The sequence below is a fragment of the Parvibium lacunae genome (assembly GCF_003335215.1).
Lineage (GTDB): Bacteria > Pseudomonadota > Gammaproteobacteria > Burkholderiales > Burkholderiaceae_D > Parvibium > Parvibium lacunae.
This window is the reverse complement of the sequence record NZ_QPGB01000001.1, coordinates 518276-532782: the sequence shown is the minus strand read 5'-3', so window position 1 is coordinate 532782 and position 14507 is coordinate 518276. Positions and strand designations below refer to the sequence as shown.

At 49.3% G+C, this 14507-nt stretch carries 13 protein-coding genes and 2 tRNA genes; 4 read left to right on the top strand and 11 right to left on the bottom strand.

Going from position 1 to position 14507, the window contains the following annotated elements; genetic code table 11:
- Positions 1-13: 13 nt before the first annotated feature.
- On the bottom strand, positions 14-751 hold the full coding sequence (locus DU000_RS02470) for a class I SAM-dependent methyltransferase (RefSeq protein WP_114401750.1): 738 nt from the start codon (positions 749-751) through the stop codon (positions 14-16).
- A 91-nt stretch (positions 752-842) separates the two neighbouring features.
- On the opposite strand from DU000_RS02470, the gene prfB reads away from it, so the two are divergent.
- Together prfB and lysS are read left to right on the top strand one after the other, a co-directional pair.
- Positions 843-1947, top strand: a protein-coding gene (gene prfB / locus DU000_RS02465) for a peptide chain release factor 2 (protein WP_114402078.1) whose coding sequence is annotated in 2 segments (ribosomal slippage) — positions 843-923 and positions 925-1947 — 1104 coding nt in all. Because the reading frame shifts where the segments join, the coding sequence is not laid out codon by codon here.
- A gap of 58 nt (positions 1948-2005) precedes the next feature.
- Complete coding sequence (lysS, locus tag DU000_RS02460) at positions 2006-3532, top strand: lysine--tRNA ligase (protein WP_114401749.1); 1527 nt, start codon at positions 2006-2008, stop codon at positions 3530-3532.
- A gap of 43 nt (positions 3533-3575) precedes the next feature.
- Here lysS and DU000_RS02455 read toward each other — a convergent pair whose 3' ends face one another.
- Genes DU000_RS02455 through rnr form a run of 3 tightly spaced genes read right to left on the bottom strand, consistent with a single transcriptional unit; the run spans position 3576 to position 7811 of the window.
- A complete protein-coding gene (locus DU000_RS02455) occupies positions 3576-4460 on the bottom strand; it encodes a DMT family transporter (protein WP_158529607.1) in 885 nt (294 codons plus the stop codon).
- 13 nt (positions 4461-4473) lie between these two features.
- The gene (gene rlmB / locus DU000_RS02450; protein WP_114401747.1) at positions 4474-5253 is read right to left on the bottom strand and encodes a 23S rRNA (guanosine(2251)-2'-O)-methyltransferase RlmB; all 780 of its coding nucleotides are present in this window, start codon (positions 5251-5253) and stop codon (positions 4474-4476) included.
- Between the two features lie 14 nt (positions 5254-5267).
- Positions 5268-7811, bottom strand: a complete 2544-nt coding sequence (gene rnr, locus DU000_RS02445) for a ribonuclease R (RefSeq protein WP_114401746.1) — start codon at positions 7809-7811, stop codon at positions 5268-5270.
- A gap of 226 nt (positions 7812-8037) precedes the next feature.
- Between rnr and DU000_RS02440 the strand changes: the two genes are divergently transcribed.
- Positions 8038-8124: transfer RNA gene (locus DU000_RS02440), tRNA-Leu, on the top strand.
- 16 nt (positions 8125-8140) lie between these two features.
- Positions 8141-8230 (top strand) — tRNA-Ser (locus tag DU000_RS02435).
- A gap of 91 nt (positions 8231-8321) precedes the next feature.
- Here the strand turns inward: DU000_RS02435 and DU000_RS02430 are convergent.
- The 7 genes from DU000_RS02430 to DU000_RS02395 form a co-directional block, all read right to left on the bottom strand.
- Positions 8322-8876 carry a hypothetical protein gene (locus DU000_RS02430; protein WP_158529606.1) on the bottom strand — a complete coding sequence of 185 codons (555 nt, stop codon included), beginning with the start codon at positions 8874-8876 and terminating at the stop codon, positions 8322-8324.
- A 369-nt stretch (positions 8877-9245) separates the two neighbouring features.
- Positions 9246-9716 carry a hypothetical protein gene (locus DU000_RS02420; RefSeq protein WP_114401743.1) on the bottom strand — a complete coding sequence of 157 codons (471 nt, stop codon included), beginning with the start codon at positions 9714-9716 and terminating at the stop codon, positions 9246-9248.
- Entirely contained in the window at positions 9713-11860 is a 2148-nt protein-coding gene (locus DU000_RS02415) for a DUF3631 domain-containing protein (protein WP_114401742.1), read from the bottom strand. Before DU000_RS02415 ends, DU000_RS02420 begins: the two co-directional genes overlap by 4 nt.
- Positions 11857-12159 carry a CHC2 zinc finger domain-containing protein gene (locus tag DU000_RS02410; protein WP_114401741.1) on the bottom strand — a complete coding sequence of 101 codons (303 nt, stop codon included), beginning with the start codon at positions 12157-12159 and terminating at the stop codon, positions 11857-11859. Before DU000_RS02410 ends, DU000_RS02415 begins: the two co-directional genes overlap by 4 nt.
- A 12-nt stretch (positions 12160-12171) precedes the next feature.
- Positions 12172-12441, bottom strand: coding sequence for a helix-turn-helix transcriptional regulator (locus DU000_RS02405; protein WP_114401740.1), 270 nt, complete (start codon positions 12439-12441; stop codon positions 12172-12174).
- Between the two features lie 74 nt (positions 12442-12515).
- A complete protein-coding gene (locus DU000_RS02400) occupies positions 12516-13226 on the bottom strand; it encodes a hypothetical protein (RefSeq protein WP_114401739.1) in 711 nt (236 codons plus the stop codon).
- Positions 13223-14467, bottom strand: a complete 1245-nt coding sequence (locus DU000_RS02395) for a tyrosine-type recombinase/integrase (protein ID WP_114401738.1) — start codon at positions 14465-14467, stop codon at positions 13223-13225. The genes DU000_RS02400 and DU000_RS02395 overlap by 4 nt, the downstream gene beginning before the upstream one ends.
- Positions 14468-14507: the final 40 nt, after the last annotated feature.

The window sequence follows — 14507 nt, the reverse complement described above, 5'->3', positions numbered from 1 at the left end:
CTGAATAACTGACTCAACCATTCGATTTAATAGCAACTACGTTAATTAACGTTTCCTCACGCTGCCCCGCTGGTTTGGGTTTACAACGAAAAAGCCATTCCATTAATCCTAGATCGGCGCGACTCCACCATAAGTAAGGAGTGGAAATTTGGGTTTCATCAACTTGAAACCCGGCTTTTCGCAGCATTTCAACGTATTCTTCGGCTGTCCGTTGTTTGTCCATAGGGTGCTCAAATAACCAACGGATAAGCCAAGAATGAATATAAGCTTTTGTTGATTCCGCAAATAATAAAAGGCCGCCTGGTTTTAAGATTCGATAAAACTCAGCTAGAGATTCCTCTTGCCGCACGAGATGATGGCAAACTTGGTGACAAAAAATAATATCTGCGGTGGCATCCGGCAGAGCTATTGCAGCACAATCGTTCTGCAGTAATTCGATCTCAAGCCCAAGCTTTTTTGCACGCGTCGCTGCTACCGCTAGCGAATGCGCATCATATTCCACACCGATAAGACTAGTGGGACGAAAAAAACGGTGCAACAAGGAAAAACTCAAGCCTTGACCGCAGCCAACATCGACCACGACTGAATAACTTTTCTGTCTATGTTGAATGCGTGGAATAAGATCTTTCAAGGCCACTTTCAACACTTGTTCTGACCACGTTTTGGTGCCTAGAAACCAAAATCCAAACTTTGTATCAGCAACATAATCTGGTATCGAGATTGACCTCGACTGAGTAGCAGGAATTGACATGCTTGCCCTAGAAAAAAGCACGAGATTGTTCGCAATGAGGTACGGAGCCAGTAAAATAGATAGGTTGATTACTCACTTATTTTAAATGCAAATGGAAGCCGAACGCCTAAACCTACTCAGTAACCTTATTGCTGGCTTGGCCACCCGTTGCCATGACCTTCGGGGGTATCTTTGACTTCGCCGTTAAGGCTGAAAGACTAATCGTAGTTAATCAAGCGCTGGAAGATCCTGCTATCTGGAATGACAGTAAACGCGCGCAAGAGCTTGGTAAAGAAAAAAAGTCGTTGGAAACAGTTGTGCATAGCCTTACAGAACTCGGTGCTGGAATCAATGATGCGCAGGAGCTGTTTGAACTGGGCCAACTCGAAAACGATGACGCCATGCTCGAAGCTGTAGAAGCCGATGCGCAAGCGCTGGATAAGCGCGTTGCCGAGATGGAATTCCGACGGATGTTTAATAACCCGATGGATCCCAATAACTGCTTTATTGACATCCAATCGGGCGCTGGTGGCACCGAAGCACAAGACTGGGCATCGATGTTGCTGCGCCAATATCTCCGGTACGCTGAGCGCAAAGGGTTCAAAGCAGAAATTCTGGAACAATCCGACGGGGAAGTCGCGGGCATTAAAAGCGCCTCGCTCAAACTAGAAGGTGACTATGCCTACGGTATGTTGCGCACTGAAACTGGGGTGCATCGCCTAGTGCGTAAGTCCCCATTTGATTCCAGCGGGGGCCGCCACACCTCTTTCTGTTCGATTTTCGTTTACCCCGAAGTGGACGAATCGATTGATATTGAAATCAACCCTGCCGATTTACGCACTGACACCTTCCGTGCCTCCGGCGCAGGGGGCCAGCATATTAACAAAACAGACTCTGCGGTACGGATTACGCACTTACCCACTGGCATCGTTGTCCAGTGCCAAAATGATCGGTCGCAGCATCGTAACCGCGCCGAAGCAATGGCGATGTTGAAATCCCGCCTATACGAGGCCGAGCTGCGTAAGCGTATGGCCGAGCAGCAAAAACTGGAAGACAGCAAAACCGATGTCGGCTGGGGTCATCAAATTCGCTCTTATGTTCTAGACCAATCGCGCATTAAAGACTTACGCACCAGTGTTGAAATCTCAAACACCCAAAAGGTGTTAGATGGTGATCTGGATGCGTTTATTGAAGCCAGCCTCAAACAAGGCGTGTAAATAATTACGTAGCCATATAACTTTCAGCTAACAGAGAATCTTACCGAGAAGGTAAACAATGACACAAGCAACCCCAAACAATGAGCAACCTATTGTCGATGAAAATCAATTGATCGCGGAAAGACGTGCCAAACTCGCCGCATTGCGCGCGCAAGGTGTCGCCTTCCCCAATGACTTTGTGCCACTAAATAAAGCCGCTGATTTGCACGCAGCGTATGACGAAAAAAGTAAAGAAGAACTCGAACCCCTCGGCGTTACCGCAAAAATCGCGGGCCGCATGGTGCTCAAACGGGTGATGGGTAAAGCCAGCTTTGCGACACTGCAAGACAGTACAGGCCGGATTCAAATTTATGTGAGCAATGATCTGACGGGTCAAGAGACCCACGATGCCTTTAAACACTGGGACTTGGGCGACATACTCGGTGCCGGGGGTACGCTCTTTAAAACCAAAACGGGTGAACTGACACTGCAAGCGACCAGCTTGCGTCTGCTGACCAAATCGCTGCGCCCGTTGCCCGATAAATTTCATGGTTTGCACGACCATGAAATGAAATACCGCCAGCGTTACGTGGACTTGATCACTACGGAAGAAACGCGTAAAACGTTTATCGCTCGCAGCAAAGCCATTGCCTCGGTGCGTCGATTCATGACCGATCACGACTTTTTAGAAGTCGAAACCCCCATGCTGCACCCTATTCCCGGTGGCGCCTCGGCCAAGCCATTTACCACCCATCACAACGCGCTGGATATGCAAATGTACTTGCGCATTGCGCCAGAGCTGTATCTCAAACGCCTCGTCGTGGGTGGCTTTGAGCGGGTGTTTGAAATCAACCGCAACTTCCGCAATGAAGGCGTCAGCCCACGGCACAACCCCGAATTTACCATGATGGAGTTCTATGCGGCCTACACTGATTACCAATGGTTGATGGACTTTACCGAGCAAGTGATTCGCCAAGCCGCGATCGATGCGACCGGCAGCGCGGTGCTGACTTATCAAGGCCGTGAACTGGATTTATCCAAGCCTTTCGCTCGCCTCACCATCGTACAAGCGATTCAAGCACATAGCCCACAGTACACGCTAGAACAACTGAACGATAACGCTTGGTTACGCACCGAACTCAAACGCCTAGGTGCGGATGTCAATGGCCCGCAGCTTGCCAACGCCGCACTGGGTGCACTGCAACTCGCGTTGTTTGAAGAAACCGCCGAAGCCGAGTTATGGAACCCTACCTACATTATTGATTACCCGGTCGAAGTCAGCCCCTTGGCGCGTGCGTCTGATACCCGCCCCGGCATTACCGAACGCTTTGAGTTATTTATGACCGGGCGTGAAATCGCGAATGGCTTTTCAGAATTGAACGATCCCGAAGACCAAGCCGCTCGCTTCCATGCCCAAGTGGCCGCCAAAGACGCTGGCGATGAAGAAGCCATGTTCTTTGATGCGGATTACATCCGCGCCCTCGAATACGGTATGCCTCCCACGGGTGGCTGCGGAATTGGGATTGATCGCTTAATGATGTTGTTGACCGATGCACCGAATATCCGCGACGTGATTCTGTTCCCGCACCTGCGTCGGGAAGACTAAGACAGGGCTTGGGTATTGAACATGCGGATCTAGCTTTGCCCGCTTATAACGCGCGTTTAGCTATATAAATACCCGTCAGCACTAAACCAGCGCCAACAATCTGTATCCCACTCAATTGCTGGGCCAAAATTAACCAAGCAAACACTGCGGTTAACACTGGCTGTAGCAATAAAGTAATTGAGGAAAAGGTTGCGGGAAGATGGGCAAAGGCATACGCAATGACCACTTGGCCTGACAATTGAGAAATCAGTGCCAAGCCAATTACAACACCCCACCCTGTCACGGTAATTGGCCATAATGGTTGCTGCCAATAGAAATAGGCAAAAATCGCGGCAGGGAATAAAACCGCAGCCGCACTCAAACCACACAGACACATGGCCCGGAGTGTGGGAAGCTGTTGGCGGGCACGCTGCAGCGCCAGGATATACAGTGCATAAAACACCGCTGAAGTAAGTCCGGCTAAATCCCCGAGCCATTGTTGGCTTGCTGCCGCTGGCTTAAGCAGGTTGGGTAAGGCGATGCAGACAGCACCTATGAGCGCGAACAGCATACCGAACCAGGTTAAGGGTCGAGGCGCAGCTCCCGTCAGATACCACAGGCCAAGGGCGACAAAAATTGGGGCTAAATTTGATTCCAGTGTCGCCGCAGCGACCAGGGTATTGACTGCCGCATAATGAAAAAGAATCAGGTCAATCGCAAACCACACGCCCGCCCAATAGGCGGCACGTTTCGCTTGATGTAGCGATACCGAAGAAATGCTATCCGACAGCGTGTTTAGGGTGCGAAATCGGGGCCAAGCCAATATGGCCGTCAATATAGGTAGCGCCAGAAACATACGCCAAAAGGCACTGGCGATGGGGCCCGTCTCTGCCAAACGAACAAAAATACCGGCAAATGCAATCGCCGTTGCCCCTACGATCAGGGCCAAGAACGGGGCTCCTCTAGCCATGCCCAGCTGACACAGGCGTTTTACTTGTATGAATAGGTAAACGTTGCCGGCACGCCTCAAATAAACAAATGCCACTCGCGACCGATACGTTTAGGCTTTCCACTGTGCCCTGCATCGGGATTTGAATGAGCGCATCACAGGTCTCGCGAGTTAAACGACGCAGGCCCTCGCCCTCTGCCCCCAACACCAGGGCCAACGGTCCAGTCAACGCTGTCTGATACAAGGTTTGGGTCGCTTCGCCAGCCGTACCAATAACCCAAATACCACGAGCTTGTAGGGTGCGTAACGTTCGCGCTAAATTAGTCACCATGAAGTAAGGAACACTGTCTGCGGCACCCGATGCTACTTTATGAACCGTGGCATTCAACCCCACGGCACGATCCTTGGGAGCGATCACCGCATGAACACCTGCGGCATCTGCAACCCGTAAACAAGCGCCCAAATTGTGGGGGTCTGTTACCCCATCGAGAATCAATAAAAAAGGCGTTTCCTGCTGCTGTTCGAGGTCTTCAAGCAAGTCATCTAAATGCTGTGCCAGCACAAGAGGCTGAACACGGGCGATTAACCCCTGATGGCGCTGCCCTGCTGCCAATTGCTCTAGCCTTGCACTATCAACAGCAACCAGTTTCACCTTAGCGGCGGCAGCCTGCTCAATAAAGCTTTGCATTCGCTGGTCACGCCGACTGTTGTCGTAACATATTTCTTCAATTGAGCTGGCTGACTGTCTTAAGCGCGCTGTTACCGCATGAAAACCAAATAAAATTTTACTCATTATTTTTTACCAGATTAGCGTCTTTTACGTCGGCTTGAGCCCTTGCTGCTCGCAGCCACTTTAGCGCTTTTTCCTTTGCGCTCAGCCGCGGCGACTGCGCCTTTTTTACTGCGGGTAGCGCGCTGGGGTTCGAGGTGACGACTCTCCGGGTCCGACATAGATCGAGCAGAAATGCGTTTCTTTTTTGGTTGTGCAGGCTGCTGACCGGAAGAAGTTGGCCCTTCAGAGGCGACTGTTTTTTTACGCTGAGAGGGTTTCTTGACTGGCAAGCCCTGCTCTTCTAGCAAAGCCCCCGCCATTATTTGTTTGTAGGTTAATCGCTTAACCAAGCGGAATTCGATTTTTCTCGCTTCAATATCCACCCGAGAGACTTGCACATTGAGCGGATCGCCCAGACGGAACCGCTGCCCAGTGCGCTCACCACGTAATTCATGATTAATTTCATTGTAGTGAAAGTACTCATCCCCAAGTTCTGTCACATGGACCAGCCCCTCAACGAACATGTCTTTCAAGGTCACAAAAACGCCAAATGGTGCAACCCCGGTTACCTGCCCGCCATATTGTTCGCCCACATGCTCTTTCATATAGAAACATTTTAACCATGCCTGAACATCGCGCGAAGCATCGTCCGCACGGCGTTCATTGGCAGAACATAGTAATCCGTATTGTTCCCAAATCGCCTGCGCTTTCTCGCGCTGTAGATCACGCTTGGTTTTGCCGGTTCCCTGCTCAGCTAAGGGAGGCAAAGGATGCGAAGGCAACATCTCTTCACGACCGGCAATCGGTGCCGGTAAATAATGCCGCCCGTGCAACAATGCTTTAATCACCCGATGGGTCAATAAGTCAGGATAACGGCGAATCGGTGAAGTGAAGTGCGCATAAGCAGGATATGCCAGTCCAAAATGCCCGACGTTGTCAGGGCTATACACCGCTTGCATCATCGATCTAAGTAACATGCTCTGCAGTAAGCTGGTATCAGGCCGATGCTCAATTTGACGCATCAAACTTGCATAATCGGCGGGGCTGGGAGAGTCGCCACCACCTAAATTGATGCCTAGCGTTTTTAAAAAAGCCCGTAGATTACGAAGTTTGTCTGGCGACGGGCCTTCATGAATCCGATACAAGCCAGGGTGTTGACTGCGTGCCATGAAATCAGCCGCGCAGACATTCGCAGCGAGCATGCATTCTTCAATCAAGCGATGCGCATCGTTACGAACTCGTGGAATAATTTTCTCAATCCGTCCCAGTTCATTACAAACAATGTAAGTTTCAACCGTATCAAAGTCGATAGCGCCACGCCGATTTCTTGCTTCCACTAAAATTTGAAATAGTGCGTGAAGCTGTTGAAGATGCGGAAAAAGCGCTTGATAACGCTGGAGACTGGAGAGATCAGCACCACTTAGCATTCCCCAAACTTCGGTATAAGTTAAACGCGCATGAGAATAAATAACAGCAGGATAAAACTGGTAGCCCTTGATCGCGCCACGAGGACCGATCACCATGTCACAGACAAGACAGAGTCGATCTACACGTGGATTCAATGAGCATAAGCCATTGGATAACTTTTCTGGCAACATCGGAATGACGCGACGAGGAAAATACACTGAGGTACTGCGCGCTACGGCATCCTGATCAATTGCGTCGGCAGACTGAACATAATGGCTGACATCGGCGATCGCCACCAATAATCGATGACTGCCTGTGGGTTCCTGCGTGACTGAATCAAGTATCGGTTCGCAGTACACCGCGTCATCAAAATCTCGCGCATCTTCACCATCTATGGTGACAAAGGGAATATCGCGCAAATCAACGCGTCCTGCTAAATCGGCCTGCTGTACAGTCTCCGGCAGTTGTTCAGCTTGTTTGATTGCTGCGCTAGAAAACTGATGTGGCACATCAAATTTACGCACAGCGATTTCAATCTCCATACCAGGATCGTCAATCGCGCCCAGTATCTCAACCACGCGACCCAGTGGCTGTGAGTAGCGACTAGGCTGCTCCAAAATCTCAACCATGACAACTTGGCCAGCTTGTGCATTGGCAATCTCATTGGGGGGAATCAAAATATCATGTTTGATCCGTTGATCTTCAGGCACAACCACGTAAACATTGCGCTCATTGAGCAAGCGCCCGACCAGTTTATTGGTCCGCCGCTCGGTAATTTCAACAATTGTCCCTTCCGGTCTGCCACGCTTATCCGTTCCACTTATTTTGACTAATACACGATCTCCATGTAACACCTTGAGCATTTCGCGTGTGCCTAGGTAAACGTCTGGGCCTCCATCATCACGCAGCAGAAAACCATAGCCATCACGATGCCCCGCAATTTTGCCGGCAATGAAGTCCAAGCGGGTCGCCAACAGCAGCGCACCTTTACGGTTACGCATCAATTGGCCATCACGCTCCATGGCATCCAATCGTTTTTCCAAACCTTCCAAATGAGCGGCAGGCAAAGCTAATAATTCAGCCACTTGTGCGGGAGGCAGCGGTGTATCTTGCTGGCGAAACAGTGCCAAGATCGCTTCACGACTAGGAATGTCATAATCAAAGTTAGGCATAGGGCAGAAGGTCATCCATCGTTTAAATCAGCTATCCAGTATAGGGCAAAGCGACTGTCAAACATGGGCTTGAATCAACTCACCGTATGATACTCACCTATCGCTGGCTGAAAATCATGGTTAACTGTCCCCTTAGAGCCGCAGGCAAGCCTTCATGATTGACAAAATAGCCCGCTTCTATATAATCTCGCCTTCTTTAGAAGTCGGTCTTATGACTTCAAGTTGTGCCCAGATGGCGGAATTGGTAGACGCACTAGGTTCAGGTCCTAGCGGTGGCAACACTGTGGAGGTTCGAGTCCTCTTCTGGGCACCAAAGCAGCCTGTAGCAAGGAAGCGTGGCAGAGTGGTTGAATGCACCGGTCTTGAAAACCGGCGGGGCTTTACGGCCCTCGTGAGTTCGAATCTCACCGCTTCCGCCAGATCATTAGTATTTTCAAGGCTTCGAAAGGGATAAATTTCAATATCCCTCATACAGCCCCACAAAGAACATCTTGTTTAATACAGACAGTTTTAGGTGGGCATTCTTATTGAGCCACGGCAACGACAACCGTATCGGCTGGACGGAAACTCCCCTTTGTGGCCCTTGTTGAGAGAAAACTCCTTACCATCTAACTTAGAATGCTCTGGGAAGTCACACAATAATTCGCAGTATCTCCACACAAAGCGTTTTTCACCAATTTCTGCCAACCTGTAGAGATTTATTGCCTCATGACCACAAGATGTGATTTTTGCAATTCCATGAGTAGCGTCCCGCTTAGTTTTAAATACCTTAGGAACCAGTTCATTCAAAAATGATTTCGACCGAACACCGGCAGCTAAGCATCGAATAGCCTCTTTTTTAGTTTCAGCTATAAGCGCATCATCACAATGCCAAGGTATGTGAAAATTATTTATCGCTTTCTTCGCAACATCTAATAACCATGGCTCCGTCTCGAATAAATTAAAGGTAGGAATTGATTTAGACTGAGAATCAAGTAGCCCAATACCCATAGATTTTGGCTGACAGATCGCTTTGCTCTGAGATATGCCATTGATCATGAGCCTAAGATTTTTAAGGAATCCCAAAACTAATCTCCAATAAAAAAAATTTTTAGAAACTAAACCTAAATGATTTTACTCTCCTCTACCCGATGTCGGAAAATGCCCTTTTTTACTGAGTAAGGAAATGCCCGTTATTGGCACAATACACACTCTAAACGATACAAGGCCACCTGTTGCCGCTGCATCATTCGGTAAAGCGCTCTAAACGTCCATAGCTTGCCCCTACTGCTCAATAGCTGCATCGCGTTCAGGTTGGCGGCTAACTCTTTGTAGCCCATCTTGATGCGTGAGCGGTAGGGGGTGTTTAGCTTTAGTCTGAGCATGGCGCAAACTTGCTCTATTACCTTTTGATTGTGTTGCTGTATTTCTTTTCGGTTCATAATTCAATAATCCTCATGCGTCACTCTCAATAAATAGCGTACAGCGCTGAAAAACGTCACTCTCTGGCACGCGTTGACTGCACCCCTCCCTAGTCATGAATTGGCACTCAAAACACAAGCGCCTATCGTCATTCATGCGGTCACGGTAGGCCATGCGCTCGGCGTGAATATCAGCCAGTCCATCTGTGAGGCCCAGCTTAATCATACGCGTATGGCGTTGCTGGAATGCCTGCACCTCTGGCTCACCCCATGCCGGAAAATGCAGGCTATGCCATTCTGTATCGCTTAGAAACGGGTTAGGGCTGGGGGTGAGTTTTGGTGCGCGTTTGTAGTTGTCAATAATCTGTTGCTTGGCCTCTTTGATTGTTGACACCCAGCGCTTGACTGCCTCATCCGGCCCCGTCACTTTCAGCTTATCCAGCGGGGTCACTGATACCGTCACACCTTCGTCTTTCAGCACAAAAAGCAGATCGTGGATATTCATAACTCCACCTCGATATTTTCTCCGCCTGCACCTCCGTTTTTATCCGTAACAACGTCACAACCCCCGTCCGTATTAGGTTTGCACGTTACTTTTTCGGATTGTGTTACGGTAACATTATTTCCATCCGTAACATCTAAACCCTCTTCGGTATTGGGTTTGCATGAATTGTTACCTTGTGACGGTAAATTTAAGGGGGGGCCGAGATAACGGGTAAAGGCATCGGTGAATTGGTCTAACTCAAAACCTTTAGCAGTGCCATAACCTATCCGTACCGTTTTCGATTTAATCCCGTAACCATTTAAGCGTGTTGCAATTTGCCGCGCAGTTATTGATTTGCCTCGGTTGTAGGTCGCCCATGATTTTTCATCATCATCGGTCAGCGCCTTGATTAAGTCTGCGGTGCTGATTTTAGCTAGACGCTTATTCTCAAAAATTTCCTGAATGTCAGCCAGTAATTCATTCCCTGTGCTGACGGTCTTATCTCCCGCGCCGGATAGTGTTAAGGCTGCGACTGTTGCCCGTTGTAGCCATTCTGTACCCGCACATCCCGCTATTGCTAACAAAGGCTCCCAATTATCTTGGGCACGGTCGCCTAATTCATCGGGCAGCGTTGGACGTGCTTGTCGTACCTGCTGTGCGTAATCCTCAGCGAAGCGGGCGAGTTTAGCCGCTACACCATCAAATAGCCCGCCCTCGGCATGACGCAGGCGTGTGACTGATTCGTGAGGCAATTTGCGCCGCAATTCAAAAATGATTGCGCGGCTCATAGTGGCATCGGGTAAATGTTTTTCTAGCGCTATCCCTGCCAATGCTTTAGCGCCCCATACTTTGAATAATTTGGGTTCATGGTTGTCACCCACTACACGCAATACAAACGCATTGGCGCGGGTATGTCCGGCATTGATTAAGCCTTTTAACTCGTCGTTTTCACGGATAAAAGTGTCCGCCTCATCAATCAGTACCGTGGGTTCCCAAAGCTCTACCGCCCTGAATAGGCCTGCCGCCGTTGAATTGGATGCGGGTAACGGCTTCGCAGATAAGCGGCCCATCAGGTCAAGTAACTGCGATTTACCGCAGGCTTTCTCAGGGGCATTGATGATTGCTAAAGGTGCGACGGCCACCACATCCACAAACCATGTAAAGGCCACCCATAAGGCAGCCGCATCAGCTTGTACAGGCTCCAACACAATGAAGCGCCGAATAAGGTGAGACACCTCATTGAGCAATTCAGCTGGGTTGACGGGTTCGGGGTGTGGCTCCACTCTGGCAAAGGGTAGGCGCTCGGATTCGCTTTCCTCGTTACGCGCCGTTTTGACTAAATCGTCTAAGGTACTAACTTGCACGCCTAGGGCTTTGGCCTGTTCTTTTCTGATGCGGTCATATTCCATCGGCTTGAGGCTAGATAGCCATGCAATAGCCTCATCATCCGTTTGCGGTTTAGTTAATAAAGTAGGGGCAGATTCCGTGCTTATTGGGTTTATTTCTGGCAAGTTATTCTGTGCAGGTAGCAAGGCCAACGCACGCAGATCATCGGCACATGGTTTGCGCCCGTGTGTTTGCTCAAAAGCACTCAGCCAGTCCACGCAGTCACCTTTAGCGGGCAGATTAAGCGCGGCCACGTCAATCGTTTTGATCGTTGCGGCAAGCCCAGCTAAACACGCCGCTACCTCTGCGGCATATTGTTGGCCTGCTGGGTCGTTATCTGCCCAGATAATCACATCACGCCCATTTAATGCCTGCCAATCCGCATCTTTGGCACTGGTCGCCCCGCCGGAAGTTATGGCTAACAGCCCTAAGCGTTGCAAGCTATCGGCGCATTTTTCACCTTCGACGATATAAACCGGATGCGCGGGATAGAGCGCGAGCAAATGCAAACCGTAGAGGGGTTTGCCTTGTGAGGGTTTAGGCGGTTCTTTCATTTCTACCTTGGCCCAATCACCTCCAATCGGAATAAATGGCCTTATCTGTTTGCTGTCTGACGTATCGACACGATAACGGGCATATAAGGCTTGGCCTTGCGCATCACGGTACACATACAGCCCGACAGGTTTACCGCCATGCTTAACGAGGGTTTGGGTTATTTGTTTGGCGGCGGCTTTGATTGCTTCTAAATCATCATAGATCGGCAAGGTAATCGGGGTCATTCGTCACCCCCTACCCATGCACCTAGGGCTTTAGCGGCAGCAATAAAGCCTAAGCCATAGCGGTGCATATGAAAGGCTAATACATCCCCACCATGCGCCCCACAGACCATGCACTTATACCCACCACGTTCGACGTTTACCCGCAAGCTGGGCTTGGTGTCTTGGTGGAATGGGCAGAGCGCGTCACGCCATGCGCCTGTCCCCTTTAGCTTAATGCCTTGGCTTTGATAATACTCAATCGAGTTGGGGAGATTTGACCGTACAAAGCGGCCTTGTGCGCGTAGTTTTTTCGCGTGCATAGCTTTCCCCCTTTACTTGGTACGAGAAAGCATCCACTCGCGGATACTCTCAACGGGCCATGCAGTCACGCGCTCGGATAACTTAACGGGCGCGGGGAAAGTGCCTGCTTTTACTTTTCGCCACAACGTAGCCGACGAAAAAGGAATAATTGCAGGGATAAGCTGGGCTTGCCGAATATAGCCGGTTGCGGGTAGGTTGATGCTAATCGGAGAACTATTCTCGCTTATGTACTGCAATGCAGGGGTTACAGGTTGGTTGCTGGTACTGAGTTTTTTTGACATTACATATCGCTCCATGAGTTAGAACGATACGAACTATCTATTTTATTTTTTGCTCAAGCGTTAGAGTCGAGCAGCTATTTTTTCCCGCCATTTAAATATTTCCGCGCTGTCGACAGCCCGAGCAGCTTAGCACGGTGTTTTTCACGTATTTTTTTCTCGGCTTCTAAATGGTTTAGATCGGGATTGCCGCTCTTTTCATTACTAACATCATCATCAAATAATTGGGAATGATCTTGAAATACTTTCAAAATTGCATCGTTACGACTTAAACTAGGCAACTTTCGTAATACGCCATCAACTAAGGCAGGGAATTCTTTAGGAAACCCTCGAATAATTTTCATGGCAAGCGGGAGTTTTTTTAGCTTTGGGTTATTATGTTTTTCAATCGCAGCAAGCACTAGAAAATCGCTCCTTTTTCGATCTCCATCTGTTTTATTTTTCTCCCCTCCCCGTTTTCGACCTATCTCATTTTTTATTTCCGCTTCTACGTACTTCGATTCCATAAACCTCAAAATAAAATCCCTAACACTCTCAATCTGCGGATGATCTTTCCTTTCATTAAAGCGCCAACGATCTAGTAAATATGCCTTGATTGCCTCTACCTTAAAAACATTTTCTGCCCAATCGCCCACCGGCCCGTCAACAGACCAATACTTTGGGTGTCCATCACTCACAGTGAGGCTAAACTGCGCCAATTCTTCGAGCGTCAAGCCTGTTTTTTCAATTACCAGCGGAGTTACTCTATCTCCTGAAAATAATTCGGTTTTACTGATGCGCTTGCTCATGCACTCACCTTTTTATTCAATGAAATAACCTCAGCACTTAGGCTAATCGTGCCGCAAAACTTAGCCCATTCAGCCATTAGCCGCGCTCGCTTCTCGAATAAGTCCCCGCGCCTATAGGCGGCTTCTACCTTGTTATCAATCGCATGCGCTAGGGCCATTTCTGCAACCTCTCGCGGGTAATTGGTACATTCCGCACACCAATCCCGAAAGGTTGAACGAAAGCCATGCGGTACGGTGTCTTGCCCCATCCGGCGCATGATTGCGGTCATTGCCATATCAGACAACATGCCACCACGCGGGGCTTGAAAAACGAGCGCACCATCATCAATCCGTGGCATTTCCCGTAAGATTTTGAGCGCAGGTTCAGAAAGGGGGACTCGATGCTCTTTTTTAGCTTTCATGCGTTCGGCTGGAATAGTCCACACGCCTGCATCAAGATCAATTTCTGCCCAAGTTGCACCCCTCGCCTCACCTGATCGCACCGCCGTTAAAATCGTAAACTCCAGTAAGCGAACCGATACCCCTACTTTGTGCCGTAGATCGGCCATGAATTTGCCTATTTCTGTATAGGCCATGGCTGGGTGGTGCTTTATTTTTGCCACTTTGCTAGGGTGAGGGAGTAGCTTATCTAAACGCCCCTGCCATTTTGCGGGGTTCTCTCCGGCTATGTATCTGGCAGCAATAGTCCAATCTATCACTTGCTCAATGCGACCACGCAAACGTGAAGCGGTTTCGGTTTTAGTGCCCCAAATGGGTTCTAAAATCTTAAGAATATGCGGTGATTCAATATCCTTTACCTGCATTTTGCCGATTATGGGATAGGCATAAGTTTTGAGTGTGGCTGACCATTGCGCGGTATGTTTGGCGTTTTTCCATCCTAGGGATTTTGTATCAATAAAGAGCGTCGCCGCTTTTTCAAAAGTTATCTCTTTGTTTCTGGCTGCGATGAGTGCGCTCTTGTTGGCATTTCTTGCGGCAATCGGGTCTATGCCTTTTTCTAGGTCTGCGCGGACTTGCCTTGCTTTATCACGGGCTTGGGCCAAGGTCACATCAGGAAAGCCCCCCAGCCCCATATCACGGCGCTTATTGCCGACGATGACGCGCAATACCCATGAGCGAGCGCCTGAGGGAGAGACTTTTAGGTACAGGCCAGCAACACCCCCTACAGAGTACCGCCCTGCTTTTGTGTATTTCTCTTTATTGAGGCCAAGCGCCCCGACTTCATTAGCTTTTTTGGGCATAGCATCCTTGTCCCTCATAGATTCCCACATAATAAATGAG

Coding starts and splice junctions, on each gene's coding strand:
- DU000_RS02470 (WP_114401750.1), bottom strand. CDS start 751: ATGTCAATTCCTGCTACTCAGTCGAGGTCAATCTCGATACCAGATTAT.
- lysS (WP_114401749.1), top strand. CDS start 2,006: ATGACACAAGCAACCCCAAACAATGAGCAACCTATTGTCGATGAAAAT.
- rlmB (WP_114401747.1), bottom strand. CDS start 5,253: ATGAGTAAAATTTTATTTGGTTTTCATGCGGTAACAGCGCGCTTAAGA.
- rnr (WP_114401746.1), bottom strand. CDS start 7,811: ATGCCTAACTTTGATTATGACATTCCTAGTCGTGAAGCGATCTTGGCA.
- DU000_RS02420 (WP_114401743.1), bottom strand. CDS start 9,716: ATGAATATCCACGATCTGCTTTTTGTGCTGAAAGACGAAGGTGTGACG.
- DU000_RS02415 (WP_114401742.1), bottom strand. CDS start 11,860: ATGACCCCGATTACCTTGCCGATCTATGATGATTTAGAAGCAATCAAA.
- DU000_RS02410 (WP_114401741.1), bottom strand. CDS start 12,159: ATGCACGCGAAAAAACTACGCGCACAAGGCCGCTTTGTACGGTCAAAT.
- DU000_RS02405 (WP_114401740.1), bottom strand. CDS start 12,441: ATGTCAAAAAAACTCAGTACCAGCAACCAACCTGTAACCCCTGCATTG.
- DU000_RS02400 (WP_114401739.1), bottom strand. CDS start 13,226: ATGAGCAAGCGCATCAGTAAAACCGAATTATTTTCAGGAGATAGAGTA.
- DU000_RS02395 (WP_114401738.1), bottom strand. CDS start 14,467: ATGCCCAAAAAAGCTAATGAAGTCGGGGCGCTTGGCCTCAATAAAGAG.